General features: G+C 32.1%; 18 protein-coding genes and 2 pseudogenes. 1 reads left to right on the forward strand and 19 read right to left on the reverse strand.

Annotated features, from left to right (window positions below):
- Positions 1 to 74 precede the first annotated feature (74 nt).
- The 3 genes from NTHER_RS12685 to NTHER_RS12695 form a co-directional block, all read right to left on the reverse strand.
- Positions 75 to 3,317, reverse strand: a complete 3,243-nt coding sequence (locus NTHER_RS12685) for a VPA1262 family protein (RefSeq protein ID WP_148206863.1) — start codon at positions 3,315 to 3,317, stop codon at positions 75 to 77.
- Between the two features lie 632 nt (positions 3,318 to 3,949).
- The gene (locus tag NTHER_RS12690; RefSeq protein WP_041367172.1) at positions 3,950 to 4,762 is read right to left on the reverse strand and encodes a hypothetical protein; all 813 of its coding nucleotides are present in this window, start codon (positions 4,760 to 4,762) and stop codon (positions 3,950 to 3,952) included.
- A 59-nt stretch (positions 4,763 to 4,821) separates the two neighbouring features.
- On the reverse strand, positions 4,822 to 5,766 hold the full coding sequence (locus NTHER_RS12695; RefSeq protein ID WP_148206864.1) for a hypothetical protein: 945 nt from the start codon (positions 5,764 to 5,766) through the stop codon (positions 4,822 to 4,824).
- 234 nt (positions 5,767 to 6,000) lie between these two features.
- Between NTHER_RS12695 and NTHER_RS16415 the strand changes: the two genes are divergently transcribed.
- Positions 6,001 to 6,129 (forward strand): hypothetical protein, encoded by a 129-nt coding sequence (locus tag NTHER_RS16415; protein WP_274377054.1) that lies wholly within the window; start codon positions 6,001 to 6,003, stop codon positions 6,127 to 6,129.
- A 105-nt stretch (positions 6,130 to 6,234) separates the two neighbouring features.
- On the opposite strand, the gene NTHER_RS12700 is transcribed toward NTHER_RS16415, so the two are convergent.
- The 16 genes and pseudogenes from NTHER_RS12700 to NTHER_RS12780 form a co-directional block, all read right to left on the reverse strand.
- Positions 6,235 to 7,227, reverse strand: coding sequence for a hypothetical protein (locus NTHER_RS12700; protein WP_012448916.1), 993 nt, complete (start codon positions 7,225 to 7,227; stop codon positions 6,235 to 6,237).
- A gap of 617 nt (positions 7,228 to 7,844) precedes the next feature.
- Positions 7,845 to 8,225 (reverse strand): annotated as a pseudogene (locus NTHER_RS12710) (AbiH family protein); the annotation flags it as partial.
- 246 nt (positions 8,226 to 8,471) lie between these two features.
- Positions 8,472 to 8,771, reverse strand: a complete 300-nt coding sequence (locus NTHER_RS12715; protein WP_012448918.1) for a hypothetical protein — start codon at positions 8,769 to 8,771, stop codon at positions 8,472 to 8,474.
- A 329-nt stretch (positions 8,772 to 9,100) separates the two neighbouring features.
- The gene (locus NTHER_RS12720; protein WP_012448919.1) at positions 9,101 to 9,472 is read right to left on the reverse strand and encodes a hypothetical protein; all 372 of its coding nucleotides are present in this window, start codon (positions 9,470 to 9,472) and stop codon (positions 9,101 to 9,103) included.
- Positions 9,473 to 9,681: 209 nt separating this feature from the next.
- Positions 9,682 to 10,803 (reverse strand): IS200/IS605 family element RNA-guided endonuclease TnpB, encoded by a 1,122-nt coding sequence (tnpB, locus tag NTHER_RS12725; protein WP_041367176.1) that lies wholly within the window; start codon positions 10,801 to 10,803, stop codon positions 9,682 to 9,684.
- A gap of 336 nt (positions 10,804 to 11,139) precedes the next feature.
- Positions 11,140 to 11,430: pseudogene (locus NTHER_RS15685) on the reverse strand (DUF1186 domain-containing protein); the annotation flags it as partial.
- Positions 11,431 to 11,715: 285 nt separating this feature from the next.
- Positions 11,716 to 12,180 (reverse strand): DUF4411 family protein, encoded by a 465-nt coding sequence (locus tag NTHER_RS12730; RefSeq protein ID WP_012448922.1) that lies wholly within the window; start codon positions 12,178 to 12,180, stop codon positions 11,716 to 11,718.
- Positions 12,181 to 12,204: 24 nt separating this feature from the next.
- Positions 12,205 to 13,341, reverse strand: coding sequence for an ImmA/IrrE family metallo-endopeptidase (locus NTHER_RS12735; RefSeq protein WP_012448923.1), 1,137 nt, complete (start codon positions 13,339 to 13,341; stop codon positions 12,205 to 12,207).
- A gap of 129 nt (positions 13,342 to 13,470) precedes the next feature.
- Positions 13,471 to 14,067, reverse strand: coding sequence for a hypothetical protein (locus tag NTHER_RS12740; protein WP_012448924.1), 597 nt, complete (start codon positions 14,065 to 14,067; stop codon positions 13,471 to 13,473).
- Positions 14,054 to 14,851 (reverse strand): type 1 periplasmic-binding domain-containing protein, encoded by a 798-nt coding sequence (locus tag NTHER_RS15425; RefSeq protein ID WP_012448925.1) that lies wholly within the window; start codon positions 14,849 to 14,851, stop codon positions 14,054 to 14,056. Before NTHER_RS15425 ends, NTHER_RS12740 begins: the two co-directional genes overlap by 14 nt.
- Positions 14,852 to 14,960: 109 nt before the next feature.
- Positions 14,961 to 16,034 (reverse strand): DegT/DnrJ/EryC1/StrS family aminotransferase, encoded by a 1,074-nt coding sequence (locus tag NTHER_RS12750; protein WP_041367921.1) that lies wholly within the window; start codon positions 16,032 to 16,034, stop codon positions 14,961 to 14,963.
- 96 nt (positions 16,035 to 16,130) lie between these two features.
- Positions 16,131 to 17,099 (reverse strand): ATP-grasp domain-containing protein, encoded by a 969-nt coding sequence (locus NTHER_RS12755; protein WP_012448927.1) that lies wholly within the window; start codon positions 17,097 to 17,099, stop codon positions 16,131 to 16,133.
- Between the two features lie 49 nt (positions 17,100 to 17,148).
- The gene (locus NTHER_RS12760; RefSeq protein ID WP_012448928.1) at positions 17,149 to 17,829 is read right to left on the reverse strand and encodes a sugar transferase; all 681 of its coding nucleotides are present in this window, start codon (positions 17,827 to 17,829) and stop codon (positions 17,149 to 17,151) included.
- A gap of 64 nt (positions 17,830 to 17,893) precedes the next feature.
- A protein-coding gene (locus NTHER_RS15690) for an IS3 family transposase (RefSeq protein ID WP_414628105.1) occupies positions 17,894 to 19,035 on the reverse strand; the annotation gives its coding sequence in 2 pieces (ribosomal slippage) (positions 17,894 to 18,795 and positions 18,795 to 19,035; 1,143 coding nt in all).
- A 67-nt stretch (positions 19,036 to 19,102) separates the two neighbouring features.
- Complete coding sequence (locus tag NTHER_RS12775) at positions 19,103 to 20,416, reverse strand: phenylacetate--CoA ligase family protein (RefSeq protein ID WP_012448929.1); 1,314 nt, start codon at positions 20,414 to 20,416, stop codon at positions 19,103 to 19,105.
- Between the two features lie 65 nt (positions 20,417 to 20,481).
- Entirely contained in the window at positions 20,482 to 22,509 is a 2,028-nt protein-coding gene (locus NTHER_RS12780) for an alginate lyase family protein (RefSeq protein ID WP_012448930.1), read from the reverse strand.
- Positions 22,510 to 22,513: the final 4 nt, after the last annotated feature.

The raw sequence follows: 22,513 nt of genomic DNA on the forward strand, positions 1-22,513 counted from the left end.
GTGAGGTCTATTCAAATTGATGTTTTATTTTTGTAACTTACCCGAGCCTTTGGCTCAAAGCTACTTATCATCAATCACTTTATAAGGTATCCTACATATTCCCCTTCCTTTTTAAACATATTGTATAAGCCGCAACTGTCATCGAAATCGTCAACATATTGTTGTAATAACGAGTAAATATTTAAATAAGTCTCCTTCACATTGTTATTTTCATTATCTAACCATAGAAGTGCAGTACCGCACCAGCATAGGGTTTCAATAGAGTTCTTCCATTTCTCATATTTCCGAGTTTTAATAAATGGTCTAATTAATACTCTTTTAGACTGATTTATTAATGTATTCAATACACCCTCAAGTTCAGATGCTTTCTGTGGTGAAATTTCACAAAAGCAAAGAATGACATTGTAAGTAAAAACACTGTCAACGGGAGGATAGTATTTATCACCATCTTCTAAGTGCGTACTTATCTTTTCTTTCAACACTTTAATAATATAATCTCCGACCATCTCCGCTGACACTTTATTAGACTCAACTAGTTGCTTCAAAACATCACATAAATCTTTGGAATAGCTTCCCTCGATAGGTCCAGAAAATTTCTTCATAATTAAACGAAATTCAGTGTTATCTTCAAATTCTTCCGGCCAAAGTTCAACAGTTTTCTTCTTAATATGTTCCATTGTATCATTAAGTGGTGAACCATCATTTTTTTGATTTCTAAGTACCTGACACTCATACGCTACCCAAGCTAAAGAATGTACTTTTTCCATAGGTTCTTTTAAACAATCCAAATAATAAAGAGCTTCAACCCACTCATTGCCATAATCGCTCAATTTTCTTTGACCCTCAACTATATAACTACTAATAGCTGCTGCAGAAAGTGCCCTGATGACATCTGCTTCTGCTTGTAACCCGATCCTTAAAAAACGGAAATCATTACGAATCATGTCAGCAGATAATTTAGTCGATAACTCATTCAAACAATTTGAAATTACTATATAACAAGGTGCTAAATCAACTGTTGGTACCGTCCCTTCTTTTTCTTTTGCCTTCTCTATAACACGAGTTAAAACATCAATGGCTTCTTCGGGGTTATAGCTTAACAAATATTCAAATGCCATGCTTACCGAATAAATAGAGTGATACCTTCCGAAATGGTATTCAAGCATTGATTTTGCAAATTCACCCATATTAGTAAAAGGTAAAAAAGAATTCCTAGCTATACTAATATTCTCATTATTACATTTCAAATTTTGTACCCCAATGGGAAATTCTCTTTCTATAGATTCTAGAATACAAGATTTAGTTACCTTTGTTAACGCCTCTCTATAATCTAACTCATTTAACCAGTTAAATATTTTCTCTCTATCATTATCGGATATTCTTACCACCCAGTTAGCTATCCCACACCAGAGCTTTAATGCTTTATCTTTATCATAGTTCAAATAATAATATATATTTTTACCTAACCTTTCAAATTGTTTACATCTAATTTGTTCCTTTTCAGCTATCTGAAGTTTATAGTCATCCCCAATTTGATCAAGAGGAATTTCTTTAGAATCGAAAAGTACTTTGGTTAATTCGAGGAACCCGGGAAATTCCTCAACACCATTTTCACTTACTTTCTTTCCCCTTGTACTCGCGGAATCTTTTTTCTGCGGCCATAAAAGCTTAACTTCAACTTTAGGGATTCCCTCAGCCTCACATTGGTTAAAAAGTTTTAAATAATACTCTACTATGTCATGGCTGACATTATCCGGAACGGGAACTGCTACCGATGGATGGTTTTTAGCTACGCCGCTCAGTGAATTGGAAAGCAGATATACCTGTTCTAACTGATTCTCACTAAACAAAATTACAAATCGATCATGAAATATCTGATCTGTACCCCTGTTCTTTCTAAATAGGCCATGTACCTCAACATTTGGAGGAAGCATTGGTTCCGCTTGTTTGCAACCGTTTATTATGTTATCTTCAATATTACTGTCGCGAAACCCAATATCAGTCATTACTTTATATGTTATATCACTATATTTTGCAAGGGCCAAGAACTTAGATACAGCTTCATCATCAAAATATGGATCAATTATAATAACCTCTTTAGTCTTGTGTTTACCGATTATATCTTGAAACCACTTAACAAAACTATTTTCATCTTGCCAGCCTTTTGAAAAAAACTGAGCTTTTGATTTCTCAGGAAAATAATATCTAAATAGCCGATTAAGTTCGCTTCCAGCAGGTACCCAAGGGTCTTTATCAAACCCACCAATTTGAAAATTTTCTCTACTAATCCTTTCAACCTTTTTGTTAACCTTTTGACCTCCACTCTTTTTCTCAAGTTTTTTAGTCCACTTGTCTTCTAGTTTTCCCCTCAAACCTATTAACCCCATATCAAAGCTCAAAGAACGCATAAGTGGTACTCTATATTCGTATAAAAGTTTAATGGGTTGGTTATCAATTTCACTAGCATCCCAAACTGTGACTTCAATATCACTACAAGGTTCATTAATAGGAAAAGTTATCTCTTGAGCAGTTTCTGCACATTTTACAAATTTTAACTGGTCCCCAATAATTACTTGACCGTTTCGTGTCCTACACCTTAGATAAACATTATTTTTGAATTTACCCGGTCTGATATTAACTTTAACACCAGTTAAGCAATAACCTTCACTTTCTTTGATCACCTTTGTGGTTAACGGCTTAACATCTTTACTACTTACGAAGGGATATGAAAATACCTCAAAATTACCGAGTCTTTTAATATCCGGCCCAGGAATTTTGAAGGAAAATTCTTCCTTCAGGGTATCTTTAATAAATTCCATCACGTCGTACTGTTCATACCCACCATCATCAAAGTCGATCACTTTTTCTTTTTCAATATTTATAATGGATTCACAAATCACTGGATTACTGGCGAGAGAAGCTATAGGTTCTAATTTATAATAATTAACCGATTCCTTATTTTCTAAAAATACGGGCGGTCTGTGCCTATAATCTTTTGTTTTCAGGTGTAAACCTTTAAGTTCTTCTGTTAGTTTCTTATCAAGTTCAATTTCTAGCTCGCCTGCTATAGTTTGAAGGTTTTTACCTTCTTCCATCTTATCTAAAAAAATCTTTAACTTATCTCCCGTTAAAAAGCAAGTCAAACGATTAACTTGTAATTTCCCTGGCCCGTTATTTGATATTGTGTAGTTAAACAATTTGTCCTTTGGTACTTCTCCGTTAATTGGGTATCCTAGACCATACAGCAATTTTGAATAACCGTTAACATGTTCTACAAGAGATATTATATATACAGAAAAGAGTTCACTATCTTTCACATATTCCCACCTATCCATAATTTTCTCCTTTCAAACAGGTTAATGTTATCTACATTTAAAAAAGATAGTCCCATTATCCAAGATTATACTCGCACTTCAACATCAATTCTAAGTTTTACATTAAAATCAGGCATCGGAAAATCCATGATCTTCGTCCATCTCTTGGTATAATCCTGCAGCTAATGCAGTAATACGCTGTGTTGAATAGCTTGTACCAATCGATTGCTACCTAGTCTCGTCCAGCCCGAAAGATTTAACTCCTGTAGTACTCACAAAAACTTTTGATTTGAAAGCTAGTTTTTCTTCATCAAGAACCCATTTGGGCAGATCCCCAGATCCACCTGGTTCAACACGTTGATTATCAACTTCGCTTTCAGCAAAAAATTCAATGGGTAACCTTTCATTATCTTTAATTAAATAATCCCTCGTATCATACCATTAATTTGGAAACTTCCCGTACTTTTCGTAGTGAGTAGGAGAAATTCTCATTTACTTCTTTGTGTGTTACACCGTGGGAAGCATAATCGAATATCTTTCTAATGTTCTTAGCAAATTCGCTCTCAAATTTAGTCACATTCTTTCCTAAAGGAGCAATCCAGTTTGTGGAAAGTCTCTGTCCTTAACACTGGTTCTTAATAACTAAGTACTTTCTCAATTCGTTTGTTTATGCAATTTTTCAACTCATTCATTTGACTAAATATTGCCGTTCTTCTAGATATATATCTAGCCCATTCTTTTGAATCTTTAATTCGAGACAGTTTTGTGTAGATAGTGTCTATGTTTTTACCATACCCTTTTGTATTATTGTCTTTTTCAAATTTCTTGAGCAGTTGATCTTTTGATATATTAATTTCAATGGAATTTTCATGTAGTAGCTCCACATCAGAATTGTTAATTACAATATTTGCAACTTCTTTAAGTATTTTATTCGGAACATCTTCATATTCTATTGATTCATTAAACTCATCTCCAGATCTGTATATAGTAACCTTTAGTTCATCATAAAGATTATTCAAAATATAATCTTGTACAGCATTACACAAACCCTCAATTTCATCACAATATTCAAGTTTGCTCTCAATTTGTTTTAACCTGTGTTTAGTAAAGGTGTCAACCATGTCCCAATTACTTTTCATTTCAGAGATACTCTTTTTTAGTTTATTAAGGTGGTCAACATTCAATACTGAAACAATCTTTTTGTAAAATGAAAGGTTAGCAAGGAATAAGTCATCGTTCCTTTCCTCCTCTCTTTTTCTTTGATCTATTCTCATAACTTCATACACGCCATAGACTCCTATTATGGAACCAAAATAACTTGCATAAAAGCCAATCCAATCATTATTAGTTTCTACTTCCCAGATCAAATTCATTTCCATTATTAATGCAACAAAAAATGGAATAGCAATAGCTAATGCCACCAATTTAATCCTCGCCCTACTATTCATTACTTCACCCCAATAAAATATTTATTTCAAATTCTTAATCCTTATTTTACAAATTTCGTTCATTCAATCATATCGTCCTTCTTAGTTAACCTATACATTGAAAATCCTAAATACGAAAATAGCACTACTAATTCACTTATAAATAACGCTATCAATAATATTCTAATAGCCGAATCATCATAATATCCTATCGGATATGGTAATAAGAAACTTGGAATTATTATCCCAACTATGCAAGCGTATATAAGTACTGCCAGTCCACCCCATAATCCAGAAATTTTTCCATAACCCATTAGCATATCTTGTTCTGCATTCATTAATGCTTCTAGTACTTTAATGTCTTCTTCAAGTTGTTTCACTTTTCGAACATTGGCATTATATTCTTGAGAGGAAAGTATCGGCTTGAAATAACCAATGTCAGAAATAGAACTAAGGACGTCAACATTTAAAATGCCCGGTTGTTTTTGGGGTATATGACGTAAAATTATATCATATATTAACTCATACCAGCTTCTGTCTCTATCTTCATCAATTTTGATTTTATTATCACGAATAAACTCATTAAAATCAGTTGGAAGTACATAATTGTCATCTGTAGACTTAATTTTATCCTTAATGAATTGAGAGATTTCTAAAATTCTATCTATGGTAGATTCAATCACGTCTCTATTTAAATTAATACTCTGCTCTTCTTCTAAAATGTCCTCCAACGATTTTTTGTTGAAAAGTATATCTTCTGCATAATGTTGAACAAAATCATCAATATCCTCTTCTTCCACTACCTGCTTTGCAGATTCAAGCATCTCTTTTTTTATATTTAATTCTTTATCAATTTCCCTTATTTTCTTCTGAATTGAATTCTTTTCACCGGATAATGTAATAACCCTGCTTACCAAGAATCCGCCAATAATCGCAACTAATGCAGCAGTCGAAGTTATTATTGTTGAGATTAGTAAACTTAAATCCAATGATATCACCTCTGAATACTCACTTACCCGGGCCAATATGATTTTCCATCGTCACCCATTACTCTCCCACATAACCACCATACCTATAGTAGCTTAACACGATATCATTCAATTTTGCCATATACTAAATTGAATGGTATAATGTATTTGCTCCGCCCCGGCGCATGGCAACATGCGTACTCTTACTAGGGTTGGGCAGCCCGACGGGAGTTGGTACTGTCTTTTTGTAACTTGACGGTACTAGTAAGAGTTGTTGAGGTGGGGATGCGTATGAATAAATCAATAATTGCTAAGATTTCTATGTTGATTATATTATTGTTTTTTAATAGTACCTTCTCCACCTTCGACATGAGGGTAATCACTTCTCACAGTGCTTATTCCTTAGTTGCAAATTACTAACCCAGCCAAATTAAATTCTTTGGTTTTTTTCAAGCAAATAATTCTTTTTTATTGGACTTTCATTTACTTCCCAAGCTATAGCATAATTGTACTTCTTTAATAACTTTAGTCCCAATAAGGGTATTGTCTAATTAAATACCCATTGTTATCCTGTTTATTTTTCTTCAAACTTCCAATTTCTTCATACAATGAATTTTTCATTTTCCCCATCATTTTAACCATTTTATCATTTCTGCCTTTCGGATTTCCTTCTGACAGATATAGTTGAATAATCCAATCAAGTTTATCCGGTTCACTGTTTTTATATTTATCAATTAGGTAATCAAAAATTTCAGCCTGTAAGTCTAAAGCATCATATACTAATTCATAATAACTTTTTTCAACGTGAAATGTTTCGAAGTTCTCACCTTGAACAGTCGCAATACCTTCAAATACTTTTGTAAATGCAAAAACAGAAAACAAAACAGGTTCTAAAAGGAGATTTTGTTTATCATAGATGAAATGTGTACCATTAAAATAATGCTTCATCGTTCCAAAATTACTGTGTGTAAATTCACATAAATACGAGTAAAAATAATAATAGTAGTTTTCATCTTTACCCTGCTTTACTTTACTAGGTCCTTTCCTCTCTGCGACTAAGTTACTGTTTTGATCTATTACTTTATTTCTTTTCAGTGAAAAGTAGTCTGTAATCACCCCTATAGGGCTTCTTATGAATTCTTCTATCAGTTCTTCTCTATTTTGATCGTCATCAATTTTATCTCTAAAATATCTACTAAATAAATGGCCTTCAAAGATACTTCTTACCAGCATCATTATATCTTCATCAAAATGATAATCTTGCTCATTCAATAGTGCTCTGATTGCATGTAGTGTTTTTGTACTTTTAGAAAACACGAAGTAATCAAAGTCATTAAACAGTTTAGCACTATATAATAATTCAGAAGGGATATTGTTATCGGTATAAACAAATGTCATTATATCTAATAATCCATCAGGAACGCTGTATTTTTCACAAAACTTTCGTGATTTATCTAAGTATCTATTCATAATCTTTCTTAGTTTACCTCTATATTCCAATTCTTGATTTCGATCCATTTATAAACTCTCCCTACATCCCCCAAATTATCACTTATACAAGCAGGAAACATTCCTCAATAATAGTGTCTTAACCTATTTGTATAGTTTGAAGCTAGGGGTACAAACTAATAAAAAAGTGGTTGGTGATAATATGCATCATGTAGTAGCTGTCTTACAACTATTCAATATATTAGGTAGTTGGTTCTGGAACTTATTGTCCAACTTTCACATAGTGTGTATATTTATTGTTTTTGTTAACTTAATTGATCGATTAGAAAATAATTTTTTTAGAGCTTTTGATGCATTGGAGCTTTTCTCAATTTTTTACATTATAATTTGGTACTACTTAAAAAAACGAAGAAATAAGACAAAATACGCTACGCCTGATATCAATATTAAAAATAAAAACACAGTCAAAGTAATCAATAATGACAAAGAAAATTAATAGGTATGTTTTAAACCCCCAATCCAAATCTTTATTTAGCTCTTTTACTCACTTCCCCAAATTTCCAAACCTTTAACAGTTCCGGATTTATTTTTCAACCAAATTATAGCACCATTCATGTTGCACCAATCAATATGCTCCTTTAAAGGCAAGTAGGAGCTACTCCAAATTTTAGAACCACTACTATAACCTATTGGATATCTATCCCATCCTTCAACGCCTTACAAAAAACATGCCCTGGATAATACAATCTTCCCGAACTAAGATCAATGAGTTGACTAACATCGGATCCGGTTGAAATATTCTTCTCATTAATACCCATCATAGTTACAAATTTTTTGATCCTGTCTTGATCCCCATCACTGTGCCAGCTGATTTTCCAAAGTATTTCCCTCGAATCTTTATTAGCATCGATTACCTTCCTAAAGTATGGATGATCCACTGGAGATAAAGAATGGCCAATCACTACTATCTCTTTTAAATCTTTAAGTGAATCAAAAAATGTTTCGTTATCAGCTATGATTTCTTTAGTTTTCTTGGCGGAATCAGTAAAATATCCTTCAATCTTTCCGAAAGCTTGATCTGCGGCATTTCATATTTACATGATTACAATCATAAACTATCCATTTTTGCTTTTCAACCCTACATCTGAAACTGCTCAAACACAAAGTCGCTCTGTCGGTTCTACTTCATCAATCCCAGCAAAAACATCAACTACGTCAAGGAGTTCTCTATGAGATATAGAATATATTAATAAATAATTCATATCTAAAATTAGTATGGAGGGTGTTATTAATAACTCGTGATAAGGAAAAATTTATTTTTCCATAAGCTGCAATAAATCCTCTATCTCCTCATACCCTTGATCATTAAATACATACTTCCTTACCTCTCCATCGACTGTAGCTGTGATAAGTCCCATCACTTGACCTGCATTTTTCTGAAATGTCATGGGAAGCTCTCCAAAGAACTTTGATCCGAATGATGAGTTTATGAAGTCTTGATTGTTAAGGTGGATCGTCCTTATAAAGTTTAGAATATTAACTTTCACTTGGTCATCAAGACTCATATCTTTGATTTTCATTAACCTCTTTATTTCCACTTCTGAATATTTCACCGGGAATTCCCCCATTTCTATTTCCGATACTTATCATCAATCACTAGTTATCGCCAAAGTCATAATTATATCTGATTTCCTTGTGCTTCTCCAGATATTCATCTATCTTGATACCGGTAGGTTTACGCACTTCTATTTGCAGCCTTTCTTGATACGTTTCATTTTCCCCACCATCTCTAACTCTTTATCATCTTTTCTGTTTTAGTTCCTTTCAAATAAAGATAGTTGAATTATCCAGCGAAATCGCAAGAATTTTTAGATATTTATATTTCTTCTTATATTAGTCAAAAAGCAATTGCTTTTCATTTAAACCCCAGCTTGTCCACTAGTTAGCTAACATTTAGCAAGTTCCAATTTTCATAGCTTGGTTGATTGTCGTCATCACTCTTTCTAATGTAATCTATTACTGACTCATTAATTTCTAAACCTTTGACATTGCTGTAATTTATTATTATGGTTTGGTTAATGTTTTTTGTATTTGTAGTATATTCGTAGGAAGATGTATTACCAAATGTTACCGCATATTCACCGGTGATATATTCAATATCAAATGATTCTTCTTTTTCATAAAGATCGTATTTTTTAAACAAACTATCTAAAAAAGGACCGACTTGTTGGAAAGAATTGAAATAACTTTCCATTCTCTTATTTCTATCTTCTATAGATCTAGAATAATCAAATAGCTCTTTTGCAATATCCAAGCATTCTGCAATCTTATCTTGATATTTAAAATTTAACTTGTTAAATAATTTAAGATATGATTTTTTTCCTGTATTATAAAAAGCGTGAACCTCTCATGAGTCACGAGTTTCTAGTATCGCTACTAGAATTTCCTGCTTCTCAGACCGGCCTTGTTGCACCGTATTCTCCACAGGCGTTAATTCGGATAGTTCCTACCCTACATTTATTGTTAGGCTAACTTTCTAAGTCCTTCTTGAAGAATATTTTTACTAGAATTTACGTCCCTATCATGATGGGTTCCACAGTTATCACAAGCCCATTCTCTAATTAAAAGATATTTAACTTCTGTGTTTTTTACTCTACAACTAGAACATAGTTGACTTGATGGGAAAAACCTACCTATTTTAATGTAAGTTCTAGAATACCAGTTAGCTTTATATTCTAGTTGTCTGACAAATTCTGACCAAGATGCATCTGATATTGATTTGGCTAGTTTAGAATTCTTAGTCATACCACTTACATTTAAGTCTTCACTGACTATAACTTGGTTTTCGTTTATAATCTGTGAAGACAATTTATGTAAGAAGTCTTTTCTGGCATCTAAAATCTTCTCGTGAAGCCTTGCAATTTTAATTCTCATCTTGTTTCTATTGTTACTGCCTTTTTGCTTCTTGGATAGTTGTATTTGCAGTTTGGCTAATTTCCGTTCGTATTTGGATAGATTTTTAGGATTAGATATCTTATTTCCATCGCTATCGATTAGAAAATCACTAATACCCAGGTCAAAACCTATATTCTTGTTCACCCTGGGTAACTCTGCTATCTCTGTATCAACAAGAATACTTACAAAGTATCTGCCACTGGGGTTTTTAGATATTGTTGCAGACTTTATTTTTCCGTCAAATTCCCTATGTACTTTAGCTTCTACCCACTTCAGTTTAGGTAATTTGATTCTCTTTTCAGAAAAATTAACTTCTATATTGTTGTTTGTGAAATTGGTTGTATAGCTGAATTTATTAATGTGCTTACTCTTGAATTTAGGAAATCCAGCCTGTTTATTTCCTTGTTTTACTCGTCTAAAGAAATTTTGAAAAGCAGTATCAAGATTGTAAATAGAATTAGTCAAGGCGAACTTATCTACTTCTTTAAGCCATACAAGTTCTTTCTTTAGTTCTCTATTTAGATGGTTGTTGCAATCTATTTTAGACAAAGATTCTTGCCTATCTTCATACAGTTTTATTTTCTTGGCTAAATAGTAGTTATAGACAAATCTAACACACCCAAAAGCTTTTGCTAATTGTTCTTTCTGTATTTCATTTGGGTATAGTCGATACTTATATGCCTTTAACAGGATAGTTCGCCTCGCTTTCTATTTGATTTTTTTACTTTTTATATAATCTGTTATCTGCTCTTGCGTATTTTCTGGTACTGTAGCTTTTATATATGTTGATAAATTTTGATAATTCGCTTTTCGTTTGTGCTTTGACAGAATGTGAACATGGTTTTTATCATAGTTCCACACAAATAACCTTTGTTGGGGCTATATCTATATTATACCACATATCGAACATAAGTTCTATTATTTTTTGGGAGACGAAGTTTTGTTTTATACAGTATATGTCGCCACTAACTCATGACTGAAGTCACGAGAGTGCGTAGCGACTATTTCAAGTAGTTATTACCAACCTTACCCTTCTATCTGAAACAAGCCCACCCCCCGTATTTCTTCAACAATATCATTAATTGGTTTTACTCTCAGCTCTTCATGTTCTATGATTTTATTTTTTGGCGATTTTAGTGTCTTGTCTACATCATCCATATTGATAACCCACTCATCAACTATCCTCTGGTTAAAACAATCCTTGATATCATCATAAAGTTCTTCCGGATATAATTTGCAAGAAATAGATATTACATCAGTTGTTATATACGAGTCTTCCTCTGTCTTTAATAAACCTTGGTAAAAATCAATTACTTCTTTTCTCGATACCTATTCATTGATAACAAGGTTTTTTATCAGATATTAAATCTCCCATAAACCTTTCTAAATGTTTCCCCGGAAGTTTCAATATATCTATAAATAACGGGAAAAATTCTGTCACTCTAAATTGCGCTAATAATAAAAAAAATAGATATAAGCGATATAGTATGGTTCTTTCTTAATAGCTATCAAAAGCCCCATCTTAAGTGGGGTTTATACATTTCTTGTTATTTTAAAATTTAATTAAGTCATGTTTATTAATAAAACAATGATCTTATTAACTCAAAATGACCAACGTTGATGTCTGATCATTTCTAAAACATTAACACATTCAATATTATAAAAGTCACATATATTTGGAATTTTTAACTGCTTTGCATTTGGCCCAACTCTTTTTTCACCTGTAATCACATATGCTTCACAATTATAAGCAAGAGCAACAACATACGGATCTGCCCAGACACCAGTATAGCTTGTCTCAGGTAAAAATTTTGGATGTCTATTAACTATATCCGAAACTATAATTTGGATATCATAGTCAGAAGAAATAAACATAGACTTCCTATTTTTTGCCCACTCATATAAATCATCTCCACCTCTATCAAGCTCATGTAATACTTCTTCTGGTGCAAATAAAGTATTATTATCAATTAATATATCAATATTTTCCCATAAACTAGCAAATACATCCGGTGGATAATCTCTGCGCCAACAATGAATTAAAGAGCTTGTATCTATACAATACAAGAAGTTTCCCTCCCAAACAGGCAGTTATTTATATAATTGGGATTCTACTTTCGGTAAATGGTTAATTTTAAAGTTCCCCAAATAATTGGATACATCTCTAAGGCTTATAATATCATCACGATAAGCAGAAATTATCAGGTCAGTATATAGCTTTCCATTATCTCTAACAACTTTTTTTGCAGGTAGCAAAAAACCTTGACTTTTAGATTTTTTATAAGTTTCAAGATATTCTTCTCGTTTTTTTTGATAAAAGTTTTTGGTTATTTTATTTAAAATCAATAATCTCCTCAATATTACTTCAACACTAACCATATAACGATTGGCTAAATATTCTAACTGAAATGGATCTCTATAATCGGTAATACTGTCTAAATCATTTTTTAATACTTGTTTAGGAACAAGTATTTCTCCTGCAACCTTATTGCAAAATACTTCAAAATCATTACTATCATTATCATCTAAATCACAAATCCCACTTTGACCAATCACTATGTGAACTAATTCATGCATTAAAGTGAAAATTCTCCCACGTGGGGAATCTTTACTATTAATTAAAATAATTGGTAAAAATTGTTCACTTATAGAAAGTCCCCTCATTTCAGCTAAATCTAATTCCCCAGTTTGAAATATCAAAATATTTTGCTTTTCAAGTAGATCTATCCAGGAATTCAAAGCAGTGTAATGATCTTTCCAAGAAAATTGATCATCTATAGAAATACCTAACTGTTCTCTTATTTTCAAAGCTAATTCAGTAGTAGAAATCTTGCTGTCAATTTCAAATTTAAATTCAGGGCAAGATTTACCTAAATAATGTAAAAGTTCAATATAAGTTTCTCGCCTTTCAAAAGCACGTCTGATTTGTAAAGACATCTGAGGCGTTCTTTCTAAATTTTCATCTGGTAATTGTCTATAGTCAGGTAAATCTGGTTTAGTAGCATCAGGAGCATCCTTTAAATAAAAGAATGCAGAAGGTCGCTTGTATAATTTAGCAATTAATCTTAATTGCCTTAATGTAGGCATTTTCTGACCAGCTTCCCACTGAATTAATTTTTGAGAATTTATCCCAATCTTTCTTGCAGCTTCATCAATATCATAATTCATTTCTTCTCTAGCCCATTTAAGAATTTCTGGATTAATATAAGCTTTATTTTTACTGGCCATAAAATCTCACCTTCTTCCTATAATCATTTAACTTAGGTATTCCCATTATATCATAGTTTGATTTCATTTGGACGTTTATTAATAACGATTTAGCCCATTCATGCCTCATGTTCTGGATGCTTTTCATCACTATAGACTTCCATGAACTTCCGCCCTCAACTTATCAAATTCTTTAAACACCATATCACCCACATTTTCTGCAGTAAGCTGGATTAAATCTTTCTTAGTGAACAAGACCCTATTTAAATTTTTATAGTTCTTCTTAAGATAAGGCGCTGGTTCAGAGATAAAATAAGAGTGGTGATTTTCTAGTTCTGTTATTTCAAAATCGTGCCCATATTTTTCAGCGTGAATTGGCCGGAAGAACATCCAATGGTCACTCACTGAATAGCTGCTACCCCAGTCATGTATATCATCAAACTCATATTTTGCCAAATATATCGAAGGTTCTCCTATTAGATAAATATTTAATCCAAAGATTGGCCCATCTTTCCAGCCATTCTCCAATTCTTGATCCTTTTGATATTGATACAATTTAATAAAACTATTGACCAGCCAACCATTATAATCCCTGTCAGACTTATACCTTAAAAAATCTTTATCTGAAATAGGTATATAATTGAACTCCGATGAGATAGTGTCACAGTAGCGCATCAACTTATCAATATTTTCATAAGTCTTTAACACAACTTCAAAAGCGTTGTTAATGTTATCACTCAAACTCATAAAATTCTCCTCTCTTAATTGGAGTTTGAACATTAAAATTAATAGTAATACCTTCTCTAGTTGAAGCCCCTTTAAAATAATAATACATGCTTTCCTCAACTGTGTTGGCCTCAAACTCAAAGTTTCTAAATCTATTTAACCCTCTACCTTCCAGTAATAGATTTATGTCTGTCAATATTAATCTCTCAAATTCATTCAGTTCATCACTTATCAATAATGCTTTTATGGTTTGGTTTATATTTTCCCAGGAAAGGCTAGCTATAGAAACTCCTTCCCTTAATATATTCCTTTGAATCACTTCTTCTACTGTTGAGTAGTGATACGGCTCCGGGGCTATAAAAAGCAACAGTGCTGATTGCTCAGAATCTTTAATACTATTTAAAATTCGACTTTGTCTCGCCAGTTGATTAATACTGATTTCTTCATGATCTTCATTATCATTACTTATATCATCATCTGAAGAGAGTCCACTTAAATACTTCACTTCGATGCCTATTTGTAAATGCTCAAATGACAGAAGAACATCTAACTCCCCAACTTCATCATGATAATACCAAAATTTAATACAATCATCCCAGTACTCAATATCAATACTTTCCAGAATTCTCCCAATATCATTAGCTTCTTTTTTTAGTATCTGCATTTCTGTAAGTATCTGCTTCATAGCCTTGGGAAAAGAAAGATAACGCAAACTGCCAAAAAAGTCACCCGTCAGCTTATCTTCAGACCTTTCATGTATATCCGAACCTCTCTTGTCAAGCTTCCCCTTTATCTCTGCTAACATTAAACCAACTCCAGATTAAATTCTTCCCCTGCCATAGCCCTTTAAACGCAAAACACCAACAAAAGGTTATGTTGTAATCACTTTATATGAAAAATAAATTAGATTAGCATTACCACAATCCTTTAATAATCTCTACCACCCTCTGCAAATCTTCATCTGTCATCTTGGTATCAGAAGGTAGGCAAACACCGTTCTTAAACAACCAATCTGAGACACCTTCTCCGATAAAATCATACCCTTCATAGTAAGGCTGTAGGTGCATGGGTTTCCAAAGGGGTCTTGCTTCAATATTTTCATTTTCAAGGGCTTCTATAATATCTAAAGGTCTTACCTTACCAGTAGTCAGTATACAGGTTAGCCAACAATTAGGATCATTCCATTCATTGATAGGCATGAACTGAACACCAGGTAGATCACTTAATTCCTTTTTATAAAAGTCAAATATGTATTTTTTCTGTTCCACTCTCTTATCTAAAACCTTTAGTTGTCCTCTACCTATACCAGCTAAAACATTACTCAACCGGTAATTATAGCCCAATTCACTATGTTGGTAATGTCTTGCTTTATCTCTCGCCTGGCTGGCCCAAAATCTAGCCTTGTCAATTCTCTCTTCATTATCGGAAACCAGCATACCTCCACCTGAGGTGGTGATAATCTTATTACCATTAAAAGAAAATACTCCATAATCACCTATAGTTCCAGTATGCTTGTCCTTGTAATAGCTTCCCAAGGATTCTGCTGCATCTTCTATTACAGGTACATTATACTTATTACATATTTCTAATATTCTATCCATATTAGCTGATAATCCATATAGATGTACTACTATTACAGCTTTAGGGTTATATTGTTCAAAGGCCTGTTCTAAGGCCTTAGGACACATATTCCAGGTTTCATAGTCACTATCTATAAATACAGGTGTTGCATTTTGATAGATTATAGGATTCGTTGAAGCCGCAAAAGTTAGGGATTGACAAAAAACAATATCACCCTCACCAACACCTGCAGCTTTCAGGGCTAAATGCATAGCACTAGTGCCAGAAGAAAGTGCTACCGCTGATTTAGAATCTACTTTCTCCGCAAATTCCTGTTCAAATTCATTAACATTATTCCCTAAAGGTGCTATCCAGTTAGTATCGAAGGCTTCCTTAACATATTCCATTTCATAACCTTCATTACTCATATGTGGGGATGACAGATGGATTTTTTTATGTGGCAATTTAGGGCCTCCTTATGATTAGGCTTCCAATTTATACTTCTAATTAATATGTGAGATTTCTTACTTAATCAATTCACTTTCCTTTTTTATAGAAATAGTGTCGTGTTTCATCATATAGATACCTTCTTGATAATTACCGACACTTCTGTGATTCTTTATTCCTTCTAAGTTGTTTTTTATATATAGGGGATAGTTCTCTCCACATTCATAAGCTAAGAGATATCCTCCACTAAACCTAGGATTTACTTCTGAGATATAATACTCCCCATCTATTTTAAAAATGTCTATATCTATTGGTCCAATTACCCCAAGTTTATATATGAAGTCTTCTACAAGTTCAAATAGTTTATCATCTTTAATTGATACTGCTTTATCGGTTTCTCCGGCTCTCATTTTAACTTTCTTCTTAGCAAATATCGACACTATTCCTTTAGAGATCAAGTCAACATACACATCAATGCCATATTCTTCACCATTTAAGTATTCTTGAATTATTAGGTCTTCTCTCTTGTTCATTAATACCTGTAAGTCCTCAAAATTATTAACTTGGTTAATTCCTATACTAGCACTTCCTTTTTGAGGTTTTATAAATACTGGTAATGATACTTTGCCTTCTTGATAGTCTTGTTTAAAGTCTTCTAAATTACTATAAGTATTAGCACAATAATAACTATTTTCTTTTAAAAAATTATACATTTCAAGTTTATCAAAACATATCTCTGTTACGTGATAGTCTGAAACAATAGGCAAAATATCATGATCTTTAAGCTTGTCCTTCTCATAAGCTAAAAGTGATAATTCCGGGTCTATTAATGAAATAATTCCTTTCAATTGTTCCTTTTTACAAATATCTATTAATATATCTAAGTAATTGTTATTGTTAATTCTAGGTACTATATAGCCCTCGGCAGTTTCATATAAAGCCGGAGCTACACTACTACAATCAGCAGTAACAACTTTATTGAAATTATCTCTAAAATATTTGGTTAGTTGTGTCCTTCTTCCTGCACTAGTTAAAAGTATAGTCATAAATAAGTTCACCCTCATTTCAGATATAGAAGTATTATTTTTATCACAGTTATAAATTTATATCTTTCTGTTTTCTTATCTCAGCTAAATTACCTTCAATTTGATTCGTGTTATCTGCTATATTGTCCCTCTTTAAAACTCTATATATTGTTTTTAAAATTATTTTCATGTCTCCAAAGAAAGTAATATTATATACATATTCTACGTCTTTTGATAATCTTTCTTCCCAATCTAAATAATTACGTCCACTAACCTGTGCCAAGCCTGTTATACCAGGTCTAACTTGATGTCTTTTTCGTTCTTCTTCTGTATAATAAGGTAAATAAGATGTCAATAAGGGACGTGGACCTACTAATGACATATCTCCTTTTATTACATTGAATAGTTCTGGTAACTCATCTAATGAAGTTTTTCTTAAAAATTTACCTAATTTAGTTAAGCGGACATCATCAGGAAGTAATTTACCTTTTTCATCTTTTTCATTGGTCATAGTTCTAAATTTATATAAAGTGAAGATTCGCTCGTTTAAACCAGGTCGTTGTTGCTTAAAAAAAACTGGTGTTCCAATTTTTAATCTAACTAAAGCAACTATGAATATCAAAAATGGAGCAAACAAAATCAAAGCAATTATTGATAAAAGAAAATCTAAACTCCTTTTTATATATTTTCTATATAAAGGTTTTTTTGTTATTAATCTAAACAAAAAATTAAAATACTTTTTAAACCTCATAATGACCCCCTTAAAGTTAGTCGTTGGACTTAGGTCAAAATTTTGGACACCAAAAAGTTAAGTATTAAGCAGATTGCTTTGCTAGATCCTCAACATGTTGAGGAGTTAAAAACTCCAAACTTCCATGGATTCTTGTTCTGTTGTACCAGCTCTCAATGAACCTAAATAGAGCAATTTCAGCCGATTTGAAGTCTAAGTACTTAACATGGTTAACTTCTTCCTTTTTCAAAGTAGCATGAAATGATTCGATATGTGCATTGTCATAAGGGCAGCCTTTTCTGCTAAATGATTGCTTGATCCCTTTGTACCTTAAAAAACGCTTAAAGTCATCGCTAGTGTACTGGGTACCTAGATCACTATGTAGAATAAGTCCATTGCCAGGTTTCTGTGTATCATAAGCATTTTTAACAGCTTTAATAACTAAATCTGTTGTCATGGTCTTGCTAAAAGAGTATCCAACAATTTTATGGGTGTGTAAATCCATTACAGAGGCTAAGTAGCACCAGCCGTCTTTAACAGTATCAATGTATGTAATATCAGTAACCCACTTTTGATTGACAAATGTAGTTGAAAAGTCTTGTTTTAGGAGATTCTCTCGTTCGACTACTTTTTCTCTACTAGGATAAGGCCGATATTTTTTCCTGACAATTGATTTGATACCCTCTTTTCTCATTAATCGTTGGACTCTTTTTAAGCTGACTTTGTATCCTTTATTGATTAGCACAGCGTGGATCTTTGGTGCACCATATCGCTTTTTACTGTTTTTATGAATTTGAGTTATTTGATCTAATAGTTCTCTGTTTTCTTTGTCACGATTAGATTCAACTCGATTTATTGTTTCGTAATAAGTACTTCTCGGAAAGTCTAGAGCATCACAAATAGCTTTGATAGTATGCTCGTCCTTTTGTTCTTTTATAAATTTAGTAAGCTCTGTATTGTCTACTTTTTGGCGAATATGGTCATAGCCTTTTTTAAGATTTCATTCTCCTCTTTCAAGCGAGCCATTTCTTTTTGCATTTCTTCCACATCTTTTGAAGTGGCTCCCTCACTGCCAGATTGTTGGTTTGGAGAGAAATCTTTGATCCATTTATAAATAGTAACCTCTGTCACACCATATTCGCTAGACAAATCCTTCACAGAACTACCTGAATTATATAAATCTACAATTGTTCTTTTGAAGTCTTCATTATATCTCTTATTACTCATTACTGGACACATCCTTTCGTTATTAATATTGTAAGTGACTTAACCATGATGTGTCCAAGAATTTATACTAACACCAGTGAATTAATTCATTTATTATATATTTACGCTTCCCTGAAGGTAAAAGAGGTATTTCAGATACATAATTTACTTCAATATCTGCATCTTTACCCAATAAATTTCGTAAACGATTCATGAATCTCTCTTTATCTTCATAATCAAAAGAGTCCTGAATAATTAAATTAATAACATACTTTGTTGTACCCTTCTGTATAAATTGAAATTGTTGTATCGTATTTATGTCTCTAGTGATACTATTTATTAAAAAGGGCGTTACTTTATCCCCATTAGTATTCCTTATAATATCTATTACTCTACCCTCTACATTTTTTATCGTTTTAAGTCCGATATCACAGGAGCATTTTTCTTCAGTTTTTGGCAGTTTAACTATATCACCTGTGTCATATCTAATTAAAGGCATTGCATGAGAATAAAGGTCAGTTACAACTACTCGTCCTTTTTCGCCCGGTATACAAGGTTCATCTTTGTCTAGTTTTAAAACCTCAATAATATAACTCATCTTATTTAGGTGAAAATAGTCGCTTTGATTACCACATTCCTTTGCTATTACTCCTAATTCATAAGTAGAATAACGATTATAGATTTTACAACCAAAAACTGTTTCTATCAGTTCTCTGTCCATTAAAGGTTCTGATGTAGTGATAATGCTTTTTATGTTAAAATCATTGGGACTATCTTTATGTTTCAGACAATATTCTGCTATTGACTTCATTGTGGATGGGTATCCAATAATACACTTGATGTTATTTCGCTTTAAGATATTTCTATATTTTTGTAATATACTTTCGTTAAGTGTATGTGGTGCTAAGTATATTTTATTTTGTATCTTAGATGTTAATTTATTTTTTCCTCTAACTCCTATAAAAGCATGTTTCATACCAACTTCAAATCCGGCCCAGCTATTAAAATATATTATTTCAGCTACTTGCCTTTGTTTTTTATTTTTTGTTTGATAAAACTCCATTGGTGTTCCATAAGAGCCACTCGTTGTTACTGAAATTAAATTTTTTTCCTCGTATATTTTAGAAACAAAAGAGTCGTGATATTTTTTTAAAGTACTTTTCTGAATAATCGGGAAGTCATAGAAATTTACATTTTTAAACTTTTTATAAAATTCAGTTGTATTTATTGCATGATGAATTAACTGATGTAATTTTTTAGATTGAAAATCTCTGATTTTATCAGTATTTTTGGCTAGAAGTTGAATTTCATCATAATGCTTTTTTATTGGGCAACCTTTTGTCTTATCTAAAAGCCAGAACCCTTTATTACGAACTTTTTCAAAAAAATTAATACAAATCACCTACCTTAGCTCATCTCTCGCATCAAAATCTTTAACATTTAACAATATTACCTAACAGGACCTGATCATTTATATATCCTTGTTTCAATTATTTCAATTGGTTTAGTTGATTTGATCTCATAAACTAATTGGTAACAAGGTATCCTTTCACCATAATATAGTGATCTCCAACCTTTGGGGATTTCTTCATTAGCATAGTATAAATTGAAATCTCCTCTGGTCAAGCTATTAATTTGCATTGTAAGGGCTTCTTCTTGATTTACATTTAATTTGAACTCATTGTCTCTAATTTTATCTACGCTTGTCCCTACATTCCAATTCAATTTAACTCTTAATTTATCCTCTTTCCGGTTTTCAATCTTATCCTTTATTAGCAAGTAGTTATCATAAAATTCAATTTCTCTAGTATGAGTATTATTATAGCCGTCATGATAACCTGAGAAAAACATATCACTTTTATTATCACTATTATTTTGCTCATCGAATTGTCTAACATATCCATTAGGCCAATCTATTGTCAAAAACCTTGGTCCATTTTTGGTTTGATTTTTTTCATCTATTGTAATGGTATTATGATTTTGTGTTGCTTTAAAATAACCCTTAAATTTATCTTCTGGATTATAACTATATGATCCTATATCACATAAAACATTAACTCCATTGTACCAAAAATCAAAATGCAGCATATCGGCAGGTCCAGCAGTTTTTTTGTGTATACCACATTTTATCATTCCAAAGCCAAAATTGTTTCTTAGAATGTGATAACCTCCGATTTTAAAACTATTAGTTTTTCTTTCAATCAAAGTCTTATCAGCATTTTTAACTGCATCATCGCCACAAAACCATAGCATTTCCTCTTCATGTTTACCTTCATCATATAATTTTTGTCCACTAATGATATAAAAAATAGAATTAAGTTGTGGTTTATAATTCAAATAATCACAAGAAGTCAAGGGAAATATTAGTGCTCCATCATTCGATCCATAATTAGGTAGTTGACCTGTTAATTCATCTTGCATCTGATATAACAGGTTAATGGATTTTTTTATTTTACTTGTTAATTGGCTATTAAAAGTTATATTATTTCTTTGAGCTAGACAATAGCACCAAGAATAAGTTTGAAGCATTAATCTCTGATAGTTCACTGAGTTTTGAATATAACTACCATCATCAAAAATTTGTTTTAAACCCTCTTGTTCTAAGTAAAGTTTTCCTTTATTTTTTAGCCTATTTGAGTCTCGAAAATAAGGGAATAGAACACCAAAAGAAAATAAACCCGCGGCTTCGCTAATAGCATGATTATTTTGAACAGCTTTTCTTGCAAAGTTAATATTACCTTCTATTCTTAAAGCGCTAAGATATAAATTTTTAACCAACTTAAATATTCTTTCATTGGTGCTGTGTTTAGTGTCTAGAAAAATGTATAAACAAAATATCCAAGCATACATTCTAATGGCTATTTCTTGACCACATTTCCAGTTAATGCCTATATTATAAGGATTATCTTCAATCCAGTTTTCTACTTGTTCCCAATATGCTAATGCATATTTTTCATCTTTTGTGATAGCATAAGCTCGAGCAAAGTAATAAAAATGAGGAAATCTAGAAGCTTCCCAGACATATTTAACATCTCCCGCACTGCTAGATAGTTCTTCAAGATCTACCCAGTGTTTACTACTATCCCATTCATATTTAGTTACAGGATTTATATGCCAATTAATCGGATTTCCAAAATCCGCTTCCCATTTACTAAAACAAGGTATTTTCCCTTCAATTGCATTATCAGCAATATAAATAATATTTTCTCTTTCATCTTGAGTTAAACTTTGTATTAAAAATTCGCGATATTTATCCAAATCTTTATAACTAACAAAAAAACTTTTTAAATTTGTTCTTATTTGACTTACAAGAGCTGCTTTTGTGTTACTTGACAATCCCACAATTTTATCAAGCACTTCATCATCAGACATTTCTCTAGTAGGGAAACTTTTTTTTAATATCCCAGTTTTTGTTTTAATCTCATATGTAAGTCTAAATAATGTCCAAGATAATCCTTTATTGTTTATGATTTTAAAAATATCTGTGATTTTCATATAA

Origin of the sequence: Natranaerobius thermophilus JW/NM-WN-LF (assembly GCF_000020005.1) — a bacterium.
Lineage (GTDB): Bacteria > Bacillota > Natranaerobiia > Natranaerobiales > Natranaerobiaceae > Natranaerobius > Natranaerobius thermophilus.